Below are 14,255 nucleotides of genomic sequence, written 5' to 3'. Positions count from 1 at the left end.
CGCGCGGGTGCGTCGACGTCACGGCGCCGCGCCGTCGCGCGTCGCCATTTCCCTGCAACGGCGGCAGATCATGATCAAAAACTTCGACTACACGCTCGGCAACGAGACGATCGAGCTTTGTGCGAGCTTCGGCGCGGGTCCGGCATTCCGCCGTGTGCTCGTGAGCCGTGCGGATTCGATGGAAACGCTGGTGGTGCTCGACGCGCGCGGACTGTCGGGCCTGCTGAAGGTGGCGACCGAAGAACCGGAAGGGCTGCTCGACGACGCGATCCGCAAGGTCGGCGACGAACAGCTCGTCGAGCGGGCGATCAGCGGCCGGACGATCGTCGAAGCGGCGTTGTGATGGGGCGGCGCGTGAGCGTGCCGGCAGGCACGGCAACACGCGTCGCGTCGCGTGACGTCGCTCAGGCGGCGAACCGGTCCGTCGCCGCAACCAGCGCCTCCAGAATCCCCGGCTCGTTGTACGCGTGCCCGGCGCCGGGCACGATTTCGAACGTGGCGTCCGGCCACGCCTTCGACAACTCCCACGCGGTGCGCGCCGGCGTCGCGATGTCGTAGCGGCCCTGCACGATCACGCCAGGGATGCCGGCGAGACGATGCGCGTCGCGCAGCAACTGGCCTTCCTCGACGAAGCCCTTGTTCACGAAGTAGTGGTTTTCGATCCGCGCGAATGCGAGCGCATAGTGGCCGTCCGCGAAGTGCGCGGCGAGCGCGGAATCGGGCAGCAGCGTGATCGTGCGGCCCTCCCAGATGCTCCATGCGCGCGCGGCTTCGAGTTTCGCGGCTTCGTCGTCGCCGGTCAGCCGACGATGGTAGGCGGCCATCAGGTCGCCGCGCTCGGCTTCCGGAATGGGCGCGACGAAGTCTTCCCACAGATCGGGGAACAGCCACGACGCGCCTTCCTGGTAGTACCACAGCAATTCCGCGCGACGCATCGTGAAGATGCCGCGCACGATCAGCGCGCTCACGCGTTCCGGATGGGTTTCCGCATACGCGATCGCCAGTGCGCTGCCCCACGAGCCGCCGAACACGAGCCATTGATCGGCACCGACCATCTCGCGCAGGCGCTCGATATCGGCGACCAGATCCCACGTCGTGTTGTTCTCGAGGCTCGCGTGCGGCGTCGAGCGGCCGCAGCCGCGCTGGTCGAACAGCAGGATGTCGTAGCGCTCGGGATCGAACAGGCGGCGATGGTCGGGACCGCAGCCGGCGCCGGGGCCGCCGTGCAGGAACACGGCGGGCTTGCCGGCCGGGTTGCCGCAGCGCTCCCAATAGATGCGATGGCCGTCGCCGGTGTCGAGGTGGCCGTGGGCGTAAGGTTCGATCGGTGGATACACAGGCAGACTCCGGGTGAGGGTCGACAGGAGGCGGACGAGGCGCGGACCGGTGCGCGGGCGGGGTACGGGACTGCGTGGATTGCTGCGCCGCAAAAGTCGTTGCGTGGGCATCGGACCGGCCGCCGCCGGACAAGGTTTGTCATTATGCCCATTCGTCGCGCCGGACGTTGACCCGCCGGGAAGCGGCGTCGCCGGCGGTGTGAGTCACGCGGATTTTTGAAGCAATTTCATTCCGATATTTTTCATACAAAATCCGGCGACAGGTCGGCGGGCTGATCGGACGCCGGCCCATTCCCGCTCCTTCACCGTGCCAACGGAAACCAGCCGATGAACCATCGCGTCACGCAGTTGACCGGGTTGCGCGCCGTCGCGGTCGCGATGGTCGTCGTCGGTCATGCCGAGCATGTGCTACCCGGCGGCTATACCGGCTGGTACGCGCCGTTGCGGCTGATCGCCGACGGGCGGCTCGGCGTGCTGATCTTCTTCGTGCTGAGCGGTTTCCTGATCACCAACGTGCTGCGCGCCGAGTTTGCGCGCACGGGCGGCATCGCGCTGACGTCGTTCTACGTGCGCCGGGCGCTGCGGATCTGGCCGGCCTGCTACGTGTATCTCGCGGCGGTGGCGATCGTCGCGTTCGCCGGCGGGTTCGATGTCGACCGCCGGCAGTGGCTCTATGCGGCGCTGCACCTGTGGAATTACTCGGCGTGGTTCGGGCTGACCGGGGACAACGCGCTGCATCCGGACGGCGCGTGGTACCTCGGCCATTTCTGGTCGCTCGCGCTCGAGGAGCAGTTCTACTGGTTCTGGCCGCTGCTGTTCGTGTTCGGCATCCGCCGCACCGGCACGCGCTGGCTGGCCGCGCTGATCCTGATCGTGCCGCTGGTCCGTGCGACCACGTATTTCCTCGCGCCCGCGCTGCGCGGCCAGCTCGGGATGATGCTGCATACGGGTATCGATCCGATCCTGATCGGCTGCTATGCGTCGCTCAACCGCGAACGGCTCGAAGCGTGGATCGGCTCGTGGCGCGGCGAGGCGCGCATCGTGACGGCGCTCGTGTTCGTCGTGCTGCTCGGCATGCCGCTCGCCGAACACCGGCTCGGCGGCTTCTGGAATGCGACGTACGGCGTGACGCTCGAAGCCGCGCTGATCGCGATCGTCATCGTCGTGCTGAATTTTCGCAGCGAGTTCTGGTGCGCGCGCTGGCTGCGCGCCCGGCCGGTGGTGTTCGTCGGCACGATCTCGTTCAGTCTTTATCTGTGGCAGCAGCCTTTTGCGAATCCGGATCTGCCGGTGCCGCATGGGTTTCCGCTTGGTATCGTGTGGGCACTGATTGCCGCGACCGCCAGCTATTTCCTCGTCGAAAAGCCGTTCCTGCGGCTGAAGGATCGCTATTCGGCGCGCGAGGCGCGACGCGTGCGGGACGACGCGTTGCGGAGGCCGGCGCCGACCGATGCGATCGGGCCGAAGGTGGTGGAATAGGTGGGCGGGGTGGTGATTCGCGTGGCCTTACTTGAAGCGCTTCTTCGAGGCGGGTGAATACCAGAAGTCGCGGAACATATCGATTCCATACGACTTGCCGTCGTATTTGACGATCGTGCGCATGGTACGTTTCCCGGTGGCCGAGCCATTGTCGTCGTCGCTTTCCATATCGGTGACGTGCGCCGTAATCGATAGATCCGCGAAACCGTTGTGAGACGTTTTCTCGACAGCAATCGTCATGTGCGCAGATTCACTACGCAAGTCGCTCGTGTCGGGGCCGCAAGCGGTGCCCGTGGTGGCTACCCAGCCATGGAGATTTGTACCGAACACCGGCCGGAGGCGGGCGCCGTCGCGAATCCACAGCGTCAGGTCGTTCTCGGGGTATGCGTCCACGCAACTTGGCCCGCGCGCGCTGCTGGTAAACACGACGCCGAACGCACGCACGTCGGGTGACAAACGGTAGGGCGCCGTGTCGATGCGGTAGCTGTTCTCGCCGATCTCAGTCGCCGCATCCTCTTCGACCACCGACCGATCGGCCGCCACGACCTTGCCGCCCTCGACGAGCGCGACGACCTGCAGCTTTTTGCTCTCGTCCGGGTTCTTGCTTTTGGGCAGCGAATCGAACGCGACGGCCGCGATCGTCGTTTGCGGCGCGTTCGGCATGGCCTTGCACGACGACGCGACGACGAGCCGGTCCGCGTCGCGCGTGGCGATGCGTGCGCTCGCGATGCCGGCCCAGCGGGCGATGGCTGTGACGGTTTCGTCGCTGCAGGACTGGCTGTCTGCGGCATGGGCGGCAGTGAGCGCCAGCAGCAGGGCGAAACAAAAAGATCTCGTAACCACGATGGAAAATTTTCGTTGAAGCGCTTATCGATCCGTGCACCCTTTGAATTATGGGAAGTGTACTTCGACGTAATGCCGATCGGCACAGCACATGTTATCGCGTTCAAGACTATCCGGCATGCTACAGCTTCAGGTGATCTTTAAGAGCGGGAATGAGTTCGTTGGCTACGTGCTCGACACTTAGAGACTCGCTGAGGCGGACATATTTCTTCATTTGTAGAAAAATCGGTAATTTGTCGTGGCTGACATCTTTGGCGATGACGCACAAGATCAAGATATTATGCCCGCCACCAAATCTACTCAGGAATCCCTCCATTTCTAACTTGCACCAGGATGACTCCAAGAATTCGGGTGTAATGAAAAATATAACGGCGCCTGAGGTAACGATTCCAGATTGAATTGCGGTTACAATGGTTTCCCCATATTGGATATTGACCTTGTCATACCATACGGGCAAACCCTTTCCGTTGAGATACGGGATCAAGTCCTCGACAAAAGGCTTGTTATGTGAGGAGTGACTCAGAAAGACAGGTAGGGCCTTTCCTAGCGGCCTCATGGAAATGGTGGATGCAACCTCTGATCGATCTTTGTACCAAAAAAGACTTGGTGTAACGAAGTCGATGCTGTCTGGACCGGCAGTCGCTGCATATTGGAAGCGTTTGTTCGCAAGTTCACTGAATAGATCGTCGTTGACGAGATCTGATCGATATCTGGCTCCGCACGCCACCATCGATTTCTTCATCTCCTCAATTTGTCCGTCAACTGGGGTTTCATATCCAAAAACAATATAAAATTCTAGATTGTATGGGTTGTTGTTTGCATAAATAAAGCAATAGGCGAGTTGGTATGGGTTTTGTGTGGAGAGAATAATTTTTAGGCGATTTAGTACGAAAGAGTGTTCGCCGTAATCGCATTCCCAAACAAAATCTCTATAGTCGATGGTCATATTGGTTTGCTTTTGTGCGTGGTTGAGGTTGATAATACCAGAGGTTGGCTGCATTCTAACAACGAGCAAGAAATAGGAAAGCGGATGGCTGTTTCCTGACTCGATCCCGTAGGGTCACGCTTGCTCGCATGCCGATAACGTGCCCCTGTATTTCTGAGGAATGTACGGAAACAAAAAAGGCCCTTCCGGGCCTTTTCGTAGACGAAGTTACGGACAACGCTTACCGCGTCAACTGGGTAAAACCATCCAACAACCGCTCGACATCAGCCGCCTGAATCGCGCCCATCGTCGAGATCCGGAACAGTTCCTTCGACAGTCCGCCTTGCCCCGCATAAATCACGAAGCCACGCGCCTTCAGTCCGTCGTGCAGCGCTTCGTACGTTACACCTTGCGGCAGCCGATACGCACGCAGCACGACCGACGACGCACCTTCCGGCAGCACCAGCGGCATCCCGCGCGCCGCAAGCCCGGCCTGCGCCTGGTCGGCAAGCGCCTTGTAATGCGCATGCCGCGCGCGCCAGCCGCCAGCCTCGTCAAACTCGCGCAGCGCCTCGACGAGCGCGTAATACGCATGCACGGAAGGCGTAAACGGCGTATTCCGCTGATCCTGCAGCTTCGCAAGCCGCCCGAGATCGAGGTAGTAAGTCCGGCTCGCGGCTTTCACGAGCGCGCTGCGGCGCACGATCACGAACGCCGCGCCCGGCACGCCGTGCAGGCACTTGTTCGCGGTAGCGGCAACGGCGTCGATCACGCCACCGCCGAAATCGATCGCTTCCGCACCGAAGCTGCTGACGCCATCGACAAGCATCTTCACGCCACGGGCACGACAGACTTCGGCGATCGCATCGAGATCATTCAGCCGGCCGGTCGTCGTTTCATGATGAATCACGGCGACATGCGAGTACCCACCTGCATCGAGCTTCGCACCGATCTGCGCGAGATCCGGCGCCTGCATCCACTCATGCTTGAGCACGTCATGCGCGATGCCGTACTGCGTGGCGATCTGCGTGATCCGCTCGCCGTACACGCCGTTCTCGATCACGAGCAGCTTGCCGTCCTGCGGCACGAGCGCCGCGATCATGCTCTCGACGGCGGCCGTGCCTGAACCCGTCATCAGCACGGCAGCCCATTCGGCCGGATCGAGTTCGTACGCGGCGACGAGGCGCGCACGCGCTTCATCCTGCAGGTCGAAGAATTCGCCTTCGCGATGGCACAGATCGGGTTGCAGCAGGCTGCGGCGCACGCGTTCGGTGAGCGTGACCGGGCCGGGGTTCAGCAGCAGCATCAATGGGCTCCTTCAACGTGGGCTTCGGTCTGCTCGGCGCCGATGTGCCGCATCAGACGGGTCTTGACCTCGACCGGCGTGACGGTCGGGCGGGGCAGGCCGTCGGGCACGCCCGTGCGGATCGCCACGCGAACGAACTGCGCACCGGATGGCCGGCCCCCCTCGCTGGTTGAGGCGAGCGTCGCATCGAGCACGTCGAGCGTATCGCCTTCGACCGCCGACGCGTAACCGCAAGCGGCCGCGACGCCCGCGAACGACACATGCTGCGACACCGTCGCCTGGCCGCCCGTCGATTCGTGCGCGCCATTGTCGAGCAGCACGTGCGTGAGGTTGGCCGGGCCGTAGGTGCCGAGCGTCGCGAACACGCCCATGCGCATCAGCGCGGCGCCGTCGCCGTCGACGGCCACCACGCGCAGGTCGGGGCGCGCGAGCGCGAGGCCGAGCGCGAGCGGCGTCACGCAGCCCATCGAGCCGACCATGTACAGCTGGTTCGGGCGATCGTCGAGCGCGTAGAGTTCGCGCCCGCAGAAACCGGTCGATGCGAGCACGACGGTCGAATCGACCGGCGTATGCGCGATCACGCGCTGCAGCGCGTCGTGACGGGTCGGCCACGCGTCGGCCGACGCGGCGCGCGACGACGATTGCGCGGCGACGTGCGCGCGCGGCTTCGCGGCCGGGTTCGCCTTCAGTTCATACGGCGCGACGCTGCCTTTCTGCATCACGAGCGCGTACGGGCGGCCCGTCGCGTCCATGTGCGCGATCGCGCGGTCGAGTGCCGGGCCGACCTGTTCGGGGTCGGTCGGGAACGTCTCCCACGGGATCTCCATCGTGTCGAGCATCGCCGGCGTGATCGGGCCCATCAGCGCATGCTGCGGCTCGTCGGCCACGCCCGGCTGGCCGCGCCACGTGACGATCAGCAACTGCGGCAGGCGGAACGTCCAGGTCAGCGACGTGAGCGGGCTCACCGCGTTGCCGAGCCCGGAGTTCTGCATCATCGCGATCCCGCGCTTGCCGCCGAGCGTCGCGCCCGCGATCAGCGCGACCGCGTCGCCTTCGTTCGCGGCCGACACGTAGTGCAGCGTCGGGTCCTGCAGCACGTAATTGATGAACGGCGTCAGGTACGAGCAGGGCACGCCCGCGTACCAGTCGAAGCCGCGTTCGCGCGCGGCCTCGACGAACTGGGCCGCTTCGATCATTGCGCGCCCCCGTTGCCGGTACCCGGTTCGGACAGCGGCGTCTGGCCGTGCGCGAAGTCGCCCGCGCGACGGAAGTCTTCCAGATCGTTGACACCGCGCCAGTGGCCGTGCACGTACTGCACCTCGATCTTCTCGCCGGCGGCGATCAGCTCGTTCAGCAGCGACGGGATGTCGAGCGTGTCGAAATCAGGACGTGCCTGCAGCGTCGCGAGCATCGCCTTCAGGCGGTCGACGCCGGCGCCGCGCACGTTCAGCAGACCGATCCAGCGGCCGTGCGGCGTGCCCGCGGCGACGTCGCTCGACACGCGTTGCAGATAGGTCTTCTGGCCGAACAGGCCGCGATCGTCGGCCGCCGAGCAGAGGGCGAAGTCGCGCACGCTCTGATTGGTCTCGGTGAGCGACGAATCGACCACCACGCTGAACTCGGCCTCGCTCTCCGCGAGGTCGCGCACGATGTAGCTGCGGAACAGCAGGTCGCCGTACGAGATCACGGTGTCGCCGGTCAGGCGTTCGGCCGCGCATGCGAGCGACGCGAGCTCGCCGGTCTGCGCGTGGCGCTCGTTGACGACGAGCTTGATGCCCGACGTATCGATCGCATCGGCGCGATAGCCGCCAACCACGGTGATGTCGTTCACGCCGTGCGTCTTGAAGCCGTCGACGAGCCAGCGCAGCAGCGGCTTGCCGGCGACCGGCAGCATGACCTTCGGCTTGTCTTCGGTCACGGCTTCGAGGCCCTTGCCGCGGCTCGCGGCGAGCACGATCGCGGCATTCGACGCGCGCGACGACGACGACAGGTAGATACGCTCGGCGGCCGAGTACTCGTCGGCGTCCTGCAGGCGGAAGATCTCGTTGACCGACGCAACCCGGTCCTCGACGTTGATCAGCGTTTCGCTCTCGTGGATCTCGCGCGCGGTCGCCTGCATCGCCGATGCCGACGCGCGGATCAGATGATTCGCCCAGATCACGGTGCTGATGCCGGCCTGGCGGAACACGTCGGTCGGCGTGCTGTAGTACTTGGTCGGCACGATCACGAGCGGCGCCTTGCCGCTCCATTCGCGCGCGAACTGCAGGATCTCGTCCGGGCGCGACAGCTTGCTGTGGATCAGGATCGCGTCGGCGCCGGCTTCCGCGTACGCGTTCGCGCGGCGCAGCGCCTCGTCCATCCCCCAGCCTGCGATCAGCGCCTCGACGCGCGCGACGATCGAGAAGTCGGGATCGGTCTGCGAATCCTTGCCGGCCTTGATCTTGCCGCAGAATTCGTCGATTTCCGCGAGCGGCTGGCGCTCGCCGCCGATGAAGCTGTTGGTCTTCGGGAACTGCTTGTCCTCGATGCAGACGCCCGCGATACCGCGCTGTTCGAGCTTCTTCACGAGGCGGCGCACGTTGTTGAAGTTGCCGTAGCCGGTGTCGCCGTCGAGCAGGATCGGCAGGTCGCTCGCATCGGCCATGAACTCGAGCACGTCGACGACCTGGGTCCAGCTCGCTTCGTTGTTGTCGCGCACGCCGAACTGCGCGGAGATCGCGAGGCCCGACGCCCAGATGCCTTTGAAGCCGGCTTCGCGGACGATCCGCGCGGACAGGCCGTTGTGCGCTTCCATCAGGAATTCGAGATCGCTGCTCACGAGCATGCGGCGCAGGCGCGCGCTGCGCGATTCGGTGAAGTTGGGTTCGCGTGCGTTCATCGTGCGGCTCCGGCGGTGGTGCGTTGAATCAGGGGAAGAATGTCTTGCGTCGCGCGTGCGACGTCGTTCGGGAAGTCGATCTCGATCCACGGCGAGCCGGTGACGTCGGCGACGTCGAACGAATGGCCGCCTTCGAGCAGCAGGTCGCGCACGGCTTCCTCGTGCGGCATGTTCGCGCGGCCGCTGTCGACGTAGCCCGCGACGATCGTCGCGAGGCGGCGTGCGGTGCCTTCGGTGAAGCGGAAGAAGCCGACCGATTCGCCGATCGTGTCGTAGTCGAGGTCGACCGCGAGCTGCTTGCGCAGCTCGACCGGCACGCCGTTCTTCAGGCACAGCTTGACGGGTTCGTCGCCGGCCTCGAAGTCGCGGTCGATCAGCAGGCGGTCGACGGTCTTGTCGGCATCGGCCACCAGCGCGTGCAGGATGTTCTCGTCGTACAGCACGTCCGCGTCCATCAGCAGCACGTCGCCGCCGCGCGTCATCGCATCGGCGACGGTATGCACGGTCAGCACGCTGCCGAGGTCGTAGCGGTCGTTGATCACGATCTCGGCGGTGCGGCCGAGGCGCTTGAGCTCCTGTTCGACCTTCTCGTGCTGGAAGCCGAGCCCGAGCACGATGTCATCGACGCCCGCGGCGTCGAGCACGCGCAGATGGCGCTCGAGCAGCGACACGTCGTCGAAGCGCAGCAGGCACTTCGGGAACTGCGCCTCGGGCGGTTGTTGCAGGCGCAAGCCGAGGCCTGCCGCAAGAATGATGGCTCGCATGGGTTCTCCAACCAAAAAGCCGGCGATCTGAACGATCAGTCGGCGAGCGGCTGCGGCGCACGACGCCGCTGCCAGTTTCTTTCACTGAAATGCAGATAGAGCAGGCCGGGCAGGCCGAGCGCGAGTTCGCGCGCGCGCTTCGCGAGAGACAGCGCGAGCGCTGCGTCGGGCGGCAAGCCGACCAGCGGCGCGAGCAGCAGGTAGCCGCCTTCCTGCGCACCGAGCGAGCCGGGGATCGCGAAGGCCGCCCCGCGAATCGCCTGGCCGACGCTTTCCAGCAGCAGCGCGTCGAGCCAGCTGACCGGGTGCCCGAGGAAGTGCAGCGCGAGCCACACTTCCGCGGTGCCGACGATCCAGCCGACGAGGCTCAATGCGAAGGTCTTCGCGACTTTCGCGCGATCGCGGTACAGCGCGCCGACCGCGTCGTCGATCGCGTCGGCGCGCGTGGCCAGCGACGACCAGTCGCGCGGACCGAGCAGCTTCGACGCGAGGCGCAGGCCGCGGCCGAACAGCCCGCGCCGCTGCGCCGCGTAGAACGCGACGGCGAGGGCGCCGAGCACGCCGGTGGCGATCAGCGCGGGCGTGCGCAGATACGCGACCGACTCGTGCGTCGCATACAGGCTGAACGCGGCGATGCCGATCAGCGCGAACGCCATCTGCGCGAGCGCCTGCATCGTCGTGCCGACGGTCATGGCGGCAGCCGCGTCGGCCATCCGCGTGCCGCGCTGCGCGAGGTAGCGCACCATCAGCACGGGGCCGCCGATCTGCCCGGCGGGCAGCAGGCTGTTTACCGATTCGCCGACCCAGCGCGCGCGCAGCGCGTTGCCGAGTTCGGCGCCCGGCTGCCCGCGGCGGAACATCACGGAGATCGCGACCGCGTCGATCGCGAGCGGCACGACGTGGAACGCCGCGACGAGCGCGAGGCCCCAGCCGGCCGCGAGGAGCGTGGACGCTACCGCGCCGACGCCTTGCCAGGCCAGCAGTGCGATGAAGAGTGCGGTCCCGAGGGACAGCAGGATGAGGCCCGCGCGTGTCATGACCCGCTCGTGCGTCGCGTGGCCAGTTGCTTGAACACCTGGCGGAAACCGAAATACGCGATCGCGTCCTTCATGTTCGAGATGAAGCGCTTCCACGGCCGCATGCCGGGGTTCGTCACGTATTCGAACGTGAGCGACACGCGCATCTCGTTCTGGCCGAGCGGCGTGATGCGGTGGCGCAGCTTGTCGCCGTCGAACAGCACGATGCCGCCGTCGGCGATCTGCACGGAGCCCGGTTGATCAGGCACGTCCGGGTTGCGCGTATGCAGCTCGTAGTCGAGCCGGCACGACGATTCGTCGATCACGCCGATCAGCAGCGTGTAGCGGCGGCCATCGTAGTACGACGTGTCGTAGTGCCAGCCGATGTGGTCGCCGGGCTTCGTGTAGTAATACAGCGCGTACGCGTGCGGATCGTCGTCCGGCGACAGCATCAGCTTGTCGCCGGTGATCTTTTCGAGGAAGGAGATGAGTGCCTTCGAGCGATACAGCTCGGCGATGTACGGCGCCTGCTCGTCGATCGTATGGCGGCTCACGCTGCCGCCCTGCTTGTGGCCGGGCAGGTAATTGCGGTTCAGGCCGGCCTGCATCGCGCGGGCCGCGTTCGCGAGCTTCGCGTGCGCGTCGGCCGGCAGGAAGGTGTCGAGGTAGAGGAACGAGCCCTGGCGCGTGTAGTCGCCGCGCAGGCGGTCGAGGTCGAGCTGGCCGACGCGGTCGGCCACGGTGCGATCGGGATCGGCCGCGGCCGCGCGCACGGGCGCGGGGCGTGCCGGGCTCAGCACGGAATCGTCGCGCGTGCTAGGAGTCATTTGGAAGCCTGGATTTCGGTTGGGTTCTGCGCGGCCGGGGTCTGCGGGAGGTTGCCGCGCCGCACGATGCGCCACCAGTCGATCACGACCCAGGCGGCGAACAGCGGGGCGCCGATCGACGCCGCGAGCAGGAACGGCTCGACGCCGTCGACGAGCGTCACGATCGGCAGCAGGTACAGCACGTCTTCGGTCTCGAAGCCGCCGGCGAACGCCTGCTTGGTGCCGGCCTTGCCGGCGATCGATTCGATCCGCATGCGCAGGAAGAAGATCAGCGCGACGGCCGCGCCGGCGACCGCGCCGAGCAGCACCGGCGACGCGGCCATCTGGCCGCCCTGGGCGACGATGCCGACGCCCATGCTGACGAACAGCGCGACCGTGACGAGCGCATCGGCCGCGAGGTCGTAAAAATGACCGATTTTGCTGGACTTGCCGCTGATGCGCGCGAGTTCGCCGTCGGTGTGGTCGACGAAGTTCGACAGCACGATCAGGAACGCGCCTGCATTGCCCCAGACGAAGCCGCCGTGCGCGAGGCACCAGGCGCCGGCGAGGCCGATCAGCAGACGAAGGGTGGTGAGGTGATTCGGCGTGACCGGCGTATCGACGAGCGGCCGGACAAGCGAGCGCGCGAGCCGCGCATCCCAGGTGCGTGGCGGGGGCGGCTCGGGGCGTTTGACGGTTTTTCTTTGGTCCATCGGCGAAATATATACGGAATTGTAATTTGTTGCTTTTTATTCGATCAATGTCCTGACATGCGGGAGTGTTACCGCGTCTTGCAGGCATCGGCCGGTTCAAAAACGCACCCGCGAACGACGCGGCCGACCGGGCGCCGGACCCGTCTTCCAGTGTGGTTCGCGTCGCGCGGCTGTCAAGGCCGGACGGGCCTCGCAGGCCGGCGAGGCGGTGTTTTTCGCGCCGCCCGGCCGGTGTCGCGCAGCCCATGCGACCTTGATCCCCGTCAGCGCCGGATAAACCGCATCGGGCGACAATCGGCCGCGCCGGACGGGTCGCGGCGATGACCGAGCCGAACGTCGCCGATGTCGATGCAGACCGGTCGATCGACGCGCGACGGCCGGCGATCGCGAACCGGCGATTCGCCCGATGCTTTCGTGCACCTTTCGTGGGTGTCCGGCGCGGGCGCATCGCCTGTCACAGAACGGTCGTTCGATACCCGGCAAATCCGGCAAGGATCTTTTGCATCCAGCGGACATTTCGCGGCGATCGCCTCTGCGATACTCCGACCGTGCCTGTGGTGCCGGGCCGCCCCTCGCGGCCCCAAGGGCTTCGCGTCGCTCAGGAGACACCCCCCGCGACGTCAACGACAGACCCAAGCGTCAGATAACCAGCCATGTCTTCTTCACGCATCCTCGCTCCCGCCCTGCGTTCGCTCGTCCGCACCGCCGACGAAGCCGCCGCGCTGATCCGCCCCGGCATGACCGTCGCCATGAGCGGCTTCACCGGGTCGGGCTATCCGAAGGCCGTGCCGGCCGCGCTGGCCGCCCACATCGACGCGGCGCACGCGCGCGGCGAGGACTTCCGGATCAACGTGCTGACGGGCGCATCGACCGCACCGGAACTCGACGGCGCGCTCGCCCGCACGAACGGCATCTCGATGCGGCTGCCGTACCAGTCCGACCCCACGCTGCGCGACAAGATCAACGGCGGCGAAGTCGATTACCAGGACGTCCACCTGAGCCACGTCGCGCAATACGCATGGTTCGGGCTGTACGGCGATCTCGACGTCGCGATCGTCGAAGTCGCGGGCATCCGCGAGGACGGGCTGCTGATTCCGTCCGCGTCGATCGGCAACAACAAGACCTGGCTCGAGCGCGCGAAGCACGTGATCCTCGAAGTGAATGCGCGGCAGCCGCTCGGCCTCGACGGGATGCACGACATCTATTACGGCACCGCGCTGCCGCCGCACCGCAAGCCGATTCCGCTGACGAAGAGCGACGACCGGATCGGCGAGCCGTATCTGCGCTGCCCGGCCGACAAGATCGTCGCGATCGTCGAGACCGACGCGCCCGATCGCAGCAATGCGTTCTCCGCGCCGGATGCGACGTCCAAGCAGATCGCGCTGCAGCTGATCGACTTCCTGCGTCACGAAGTGAAGCGCGGCCGCCTGCCGGAAAACCTGCTGCCGCTGCAGTCGGGCGTCGGCAACATCACGAACGCGGTGCTCGCGGAACTCAGCTCGGCCGGCTTCTCGAACCTGACCGCCTACACCGAGGTGATCCAGGACGGCATGCTCGACCTGCTCGACGACGGCACGCTGAGCTTCGCGTCGGCCACCGCGCTGTCGCTGAGCCCCGCCGCCGTGCAGCGTTTCGCCGACGAAATCGCGACGTTCCGCGAGAAGATCGTGCTGCGCCCGCAGGAGATCAGCAACCATCCGGAACTCGTGCGCCGGCTCGGCTGCATCGCGATGAACGGGATGATCGAGGCCGACATCTACGGCAACGTGAATTCCACGCACGTGATGGGCACGAAGATCCAGAACGGCATCGGCGGCTCGGGCGACTTCGCGCGCAACGGCTACCTGTCGTGCTTCATGTCGGCGAGTACCGCGAAGGGCGGCGCGATCTCGCGGATCGTGCCGATGGCGAGCCACGTCGACCATACCGAGCACGACGTCGCGGTCGTCGTCACCGAACAGGGGCTGGCCGACCTGCGCGGCCTGTCGCCGAAGCAGCGCGCGCGCAAGATCATCGCGACCTGCGCGCACCCGGACTACCGGCCGATGCTCGAGGACTACTTCGAGCGCGCGTCGCGCGAGAGCTTCGGCAAGCACACGCCGCATCTGCTCGCCGAAGCGCTGTCGTGGCACGAGCGCTACGTGCGCACCGGGTCGATGAAGGCCTGACGGGGCTTGGGACGGGCGCA

At 65.8% G+C, this 14,255-nt stretch carries 13 protein-coding genes; 3 read left to right on the top strand and 10 right to left on the bottom strand.

What is annotated here, in order from left to right; all coding sequences use genetic code 11:
• Positions 1 to 70: 70 nt before the first annotated feature.
• Positions 71 to 343: a hypothetical protein gene (locus HWX76_RS00730; RefSeq protein ID WP_089469567.1), complete on the top strand. Its 273-nt coding sequence runs from the start codon at positions 71 to 73 to the stop codon at positions 341 to 343.
• 61 nt (positions 344 to 404) lie between these two features.
• Here HWX76_RS00730 and pip read toward each other — a convergent pair whose 3' ends face one another.
• Positions 405 to 1,337: a prolyl aminopeptidase gene (gene pip / locus HWX76_RS00725; RefSeq protein WP_176015353.1), complete on the bottom strand. Its 933-nt coding sequence runs from the start codon at positions 1,335 to 1,337 to the stop codon at positions 405 to 407.
• 327 nt (positions 1,338 to 1,664) lie between these two features.
• On the opposite strand from pip, the gene HWX76_RS00720 reads away from it, so the two are divergent.
• Positions 1,665 to 2,816, top strand: coding sequence for an acyltransferase (locus HWX76_RS00720; protein WP_124630332.1), 1,152 nt, complete (start codon positions 1,665 to 1,667; stop codon positions 2,814 to 2,816).
• 27 nt (positions 2,817 to 2,843) lie between these two features.
• On the opposite strand, the gene HWX76_RS00715 is transcribed toward HWX76_RS00720, so the two are convergent.
• The 9 genes from HWX76_RS00715 to HWX76_RS00675 all read right to left on the bottom strand — a co-directional run bounded on the left by HWX76_RS00715 (position 2,844) and on the right by HWX76_RS00675 (position 12,067).
• Complete coding sequence (locus tag HWX76_RS00715; protein ID WP_089489269.1) at positions 2,844 to 3,659, bottom strand: multidrug ABC transporter ATPase; 816 nt, start codon at positions 3,657 to 3,659, stop codon at positions 2,844 to 2,846.
• 121 nt (positions 3,660 to 3,780) lie between these two features.
• Positions 3,781 to 4,605, bottom strand: coding sequence for a toll/interleukin-1 receptor domain-containing protein (locus HWX76_RS00710; RefSeq protein WP_160300483.1), 825 nt, complete (start codon positions 4,603 to 4,605; stop codon positions 3,781 to 3,783).
• A 220-nt stretch (positions 4,606 to 4,825) separates the two neighbouring features.
• On the bottom strand, positions 4,826 to 5,890 hold the full coding sequence (locus HWX76_RS00705) for a 2-aminoethylphosphonate aminotransferase (RefSeq protein ID WP_050010756.1): 1,065 nt from the start codon (positions 5,888 to 5,890) through the stop codon (positions 4,826 to 4,828).
• Positions 5,890 to 7,086, bottom strand: a complete 1,197-nt coding sequence (gene aepY / locus HWX76_RS00700) for a phosphonopyruvate decarboxylase (RefSeq protein WP_089489270.1) — start codon at positions 7,084 to 7,086, stop codon at positions 5,890 to 5,892. Before aepY ends, HWX76_RS00705 begins: the two co-directional genes overlap by 1 nt.
• Entirely contained in the window at positions 7,083 to 8,768 is a 1,686-nt protein-coding gene (aepX, locus tag HWX76_RS00695) for a phosphoenolpyruvate mutase (protein WP_089489271.1), read from the bottom strand. The genes aepY and aepX overlap by 4 nt, the downstream gene beginning before the upstream one ends.
• Entirely contained in the window at positions 8,765 to 9,532 is a 768-nt protein-coding gene (locus HWX76_RS00690; RefSeq protein WP_050010761.1) for a phosphocholine cytidylyltransferase family protein, read from the bottom strand. Before HWX76_RS00690 ends, aepX begins: the two co-directional genes overlap by 4 nt.
• A gap of 35 nt (positions 9,533 to 9,567) precedes the next feature.
• Positions 9,568 to 10,569 (bottom strand): TIGR00374 family protein, encoded by a 1,002-nt coding sequence (locus HWX76_RS00685; RefSeq protein ID WP_050010763.1) that lies wholly within the window; start codon positions 10,567 to 10,569, stop codon positions 9,568 to 9,570.
• Positions 10,566 to 11,375 carry a 2OG-Fe(II) oxygenase gene (locus HWX76_RS00680; RefSeq protein WP_050010765.1) on the bottom strand — a complete coding sequence of 270 codons (810 nt, stop codon included), beginning with the start codon at positions 11,373 to 11,375 and terminating at the stop codon, positions 10,566 to 10,568. The genes HWX76_RS00685 and HWX76_RS00680 overlap by 4 nt, the downstream gene beginning before the upstream one ends.
• The gene (locus tag HWX76_RS00675; RefSeq protein WP_050010767.1) at positions 11,372 to 12,067 is read right to left on the bottom strand and encodes a CDP-alcohol phosphatidyltransferase family protein; all 696 of its coding nucleotides are present in this window, start codon (positions 12,065 to 12,067) and stop codon (positions 11,372 to 11,374) included. The genes HWX76_RS00680 and HWX76_RS00675 overlap by 4 nt, the downstream gene beginning before the upstream one ends.
• Positions 12,068 to 12,720: 653 nt before the next feature.
• Between HWX76_RS00675 and HWX76_RS00670 the strand changes: the two genes are divergently transcribed.
• Complete coding sequence (locus HWX76_RS00670) at positions 12,721 to 14,235, top strand: acetyl-CoA hydrolase/transferase family protein (protein WP_050010770.1); 1,515 nt, start codon at positions 12,721 to 12,723, stop codon at positions 14,233 to 14,235.
• Positions 14,236 to 14,255: the final 20 nt, after the last annotated feature.

The sequence above is a fragment of the Burkholderia sp. BCC0398 genome (assembly GCF_902833245.1).
GTDB lineage: Bacteria > Pseudomonadota > Gammaproteobacteria > Burkholderiales > Burkholderiaceae > Burkholderia > Burkholderia sola.
This window is presented reverse-complemented; position numbering and strand designations above follow the sequence as displayed.

What these genes read in the sequence shown, in the direction of transcription:
- HWX76_RS00730 (WP_089469567.1), top strand. Translation starts at nt 71, where the DNA reads ATGATCAAAAACTTCGACTACACGCTCGGCAACGAGACGATCGAGCTT.
- HWX76_RS00720 (WP_124630332.1), top strand. Translation starts at nt 1,665, where the DNA reads ATGAACCATCGCGTCACGCAGTTGACCGGGTTGCGCGCCGTCGCGGTC.
- HWX76_RS00710 (WP_160300483.1), bottom strand. Translation starts at nt 4,605, where the DNA reads ATGACCATCGACTATAGAGATTTTGTTTGGGAATGCGATTACGGCGAA.
- HWX76_RS00705 (WP_050010756.1), bottom strand. Translation starts at nt 5,890, where the DNA reads ATGCTGCTGCTGAACCCCGGCCCGGTCACGCTCACCGAACGCGTGCGC.
- aepY (WP_089489270.1), bottom strand. Translation starts at nt 7,086, where the DNA reads ATGATCGAAGCGGCCCAGTTCGTCGAGGCCGCGCGCGAACGCGGCTTC.
- aepX (WP_089489271.1), bottom strand. Translation starts at nt 8,768, where the DNA reads ATGAACGCACGCGAACCCAACTTCACCGAATCGCGCAGCGCGCGCCTG.
- HWX76_RS00690 (WP_050010761.1), bottom strand. Translation starts at nt 9,532, where the DNA reads ATGCGAGCCATCATTCTTGCGGCAGGCCTCGGCTTGCGCCTGCAACAA.
- HWX76_RS00685 (WP_050010763.1), bottom strand. Translation starts at nt 10,569, where the DNA reads ATGACACGCGCGGGCCTCATCCTGCTGTCCCTCGGGACCGCACTCTTC.
- HWX76_RS00680 (WP_050010765.1), bottom strand. Translation starts at nt 11,375, where the DNA reads ATGACTCCTAGCACGCGCGACGATTCCGTGCTGAGCCCGGCACGCCCC.
- HWX76_RS00675 (WP_050010767.1), bottom strand. Translation starts at nt 12,067, where the DNA reads ATGGACCAAAGAAAAACCGTCAAACGCCCCGAGCCGCCCCCGCCACGC.
- HWX76_RS00670 (WP_050010770.1), top strand. Translation starts at nt 12,721, where the DNA reads ATGTCTTCTTCACGCATCCTCGCTCCCGCCCTGCGTTCGCTCGTCCGC.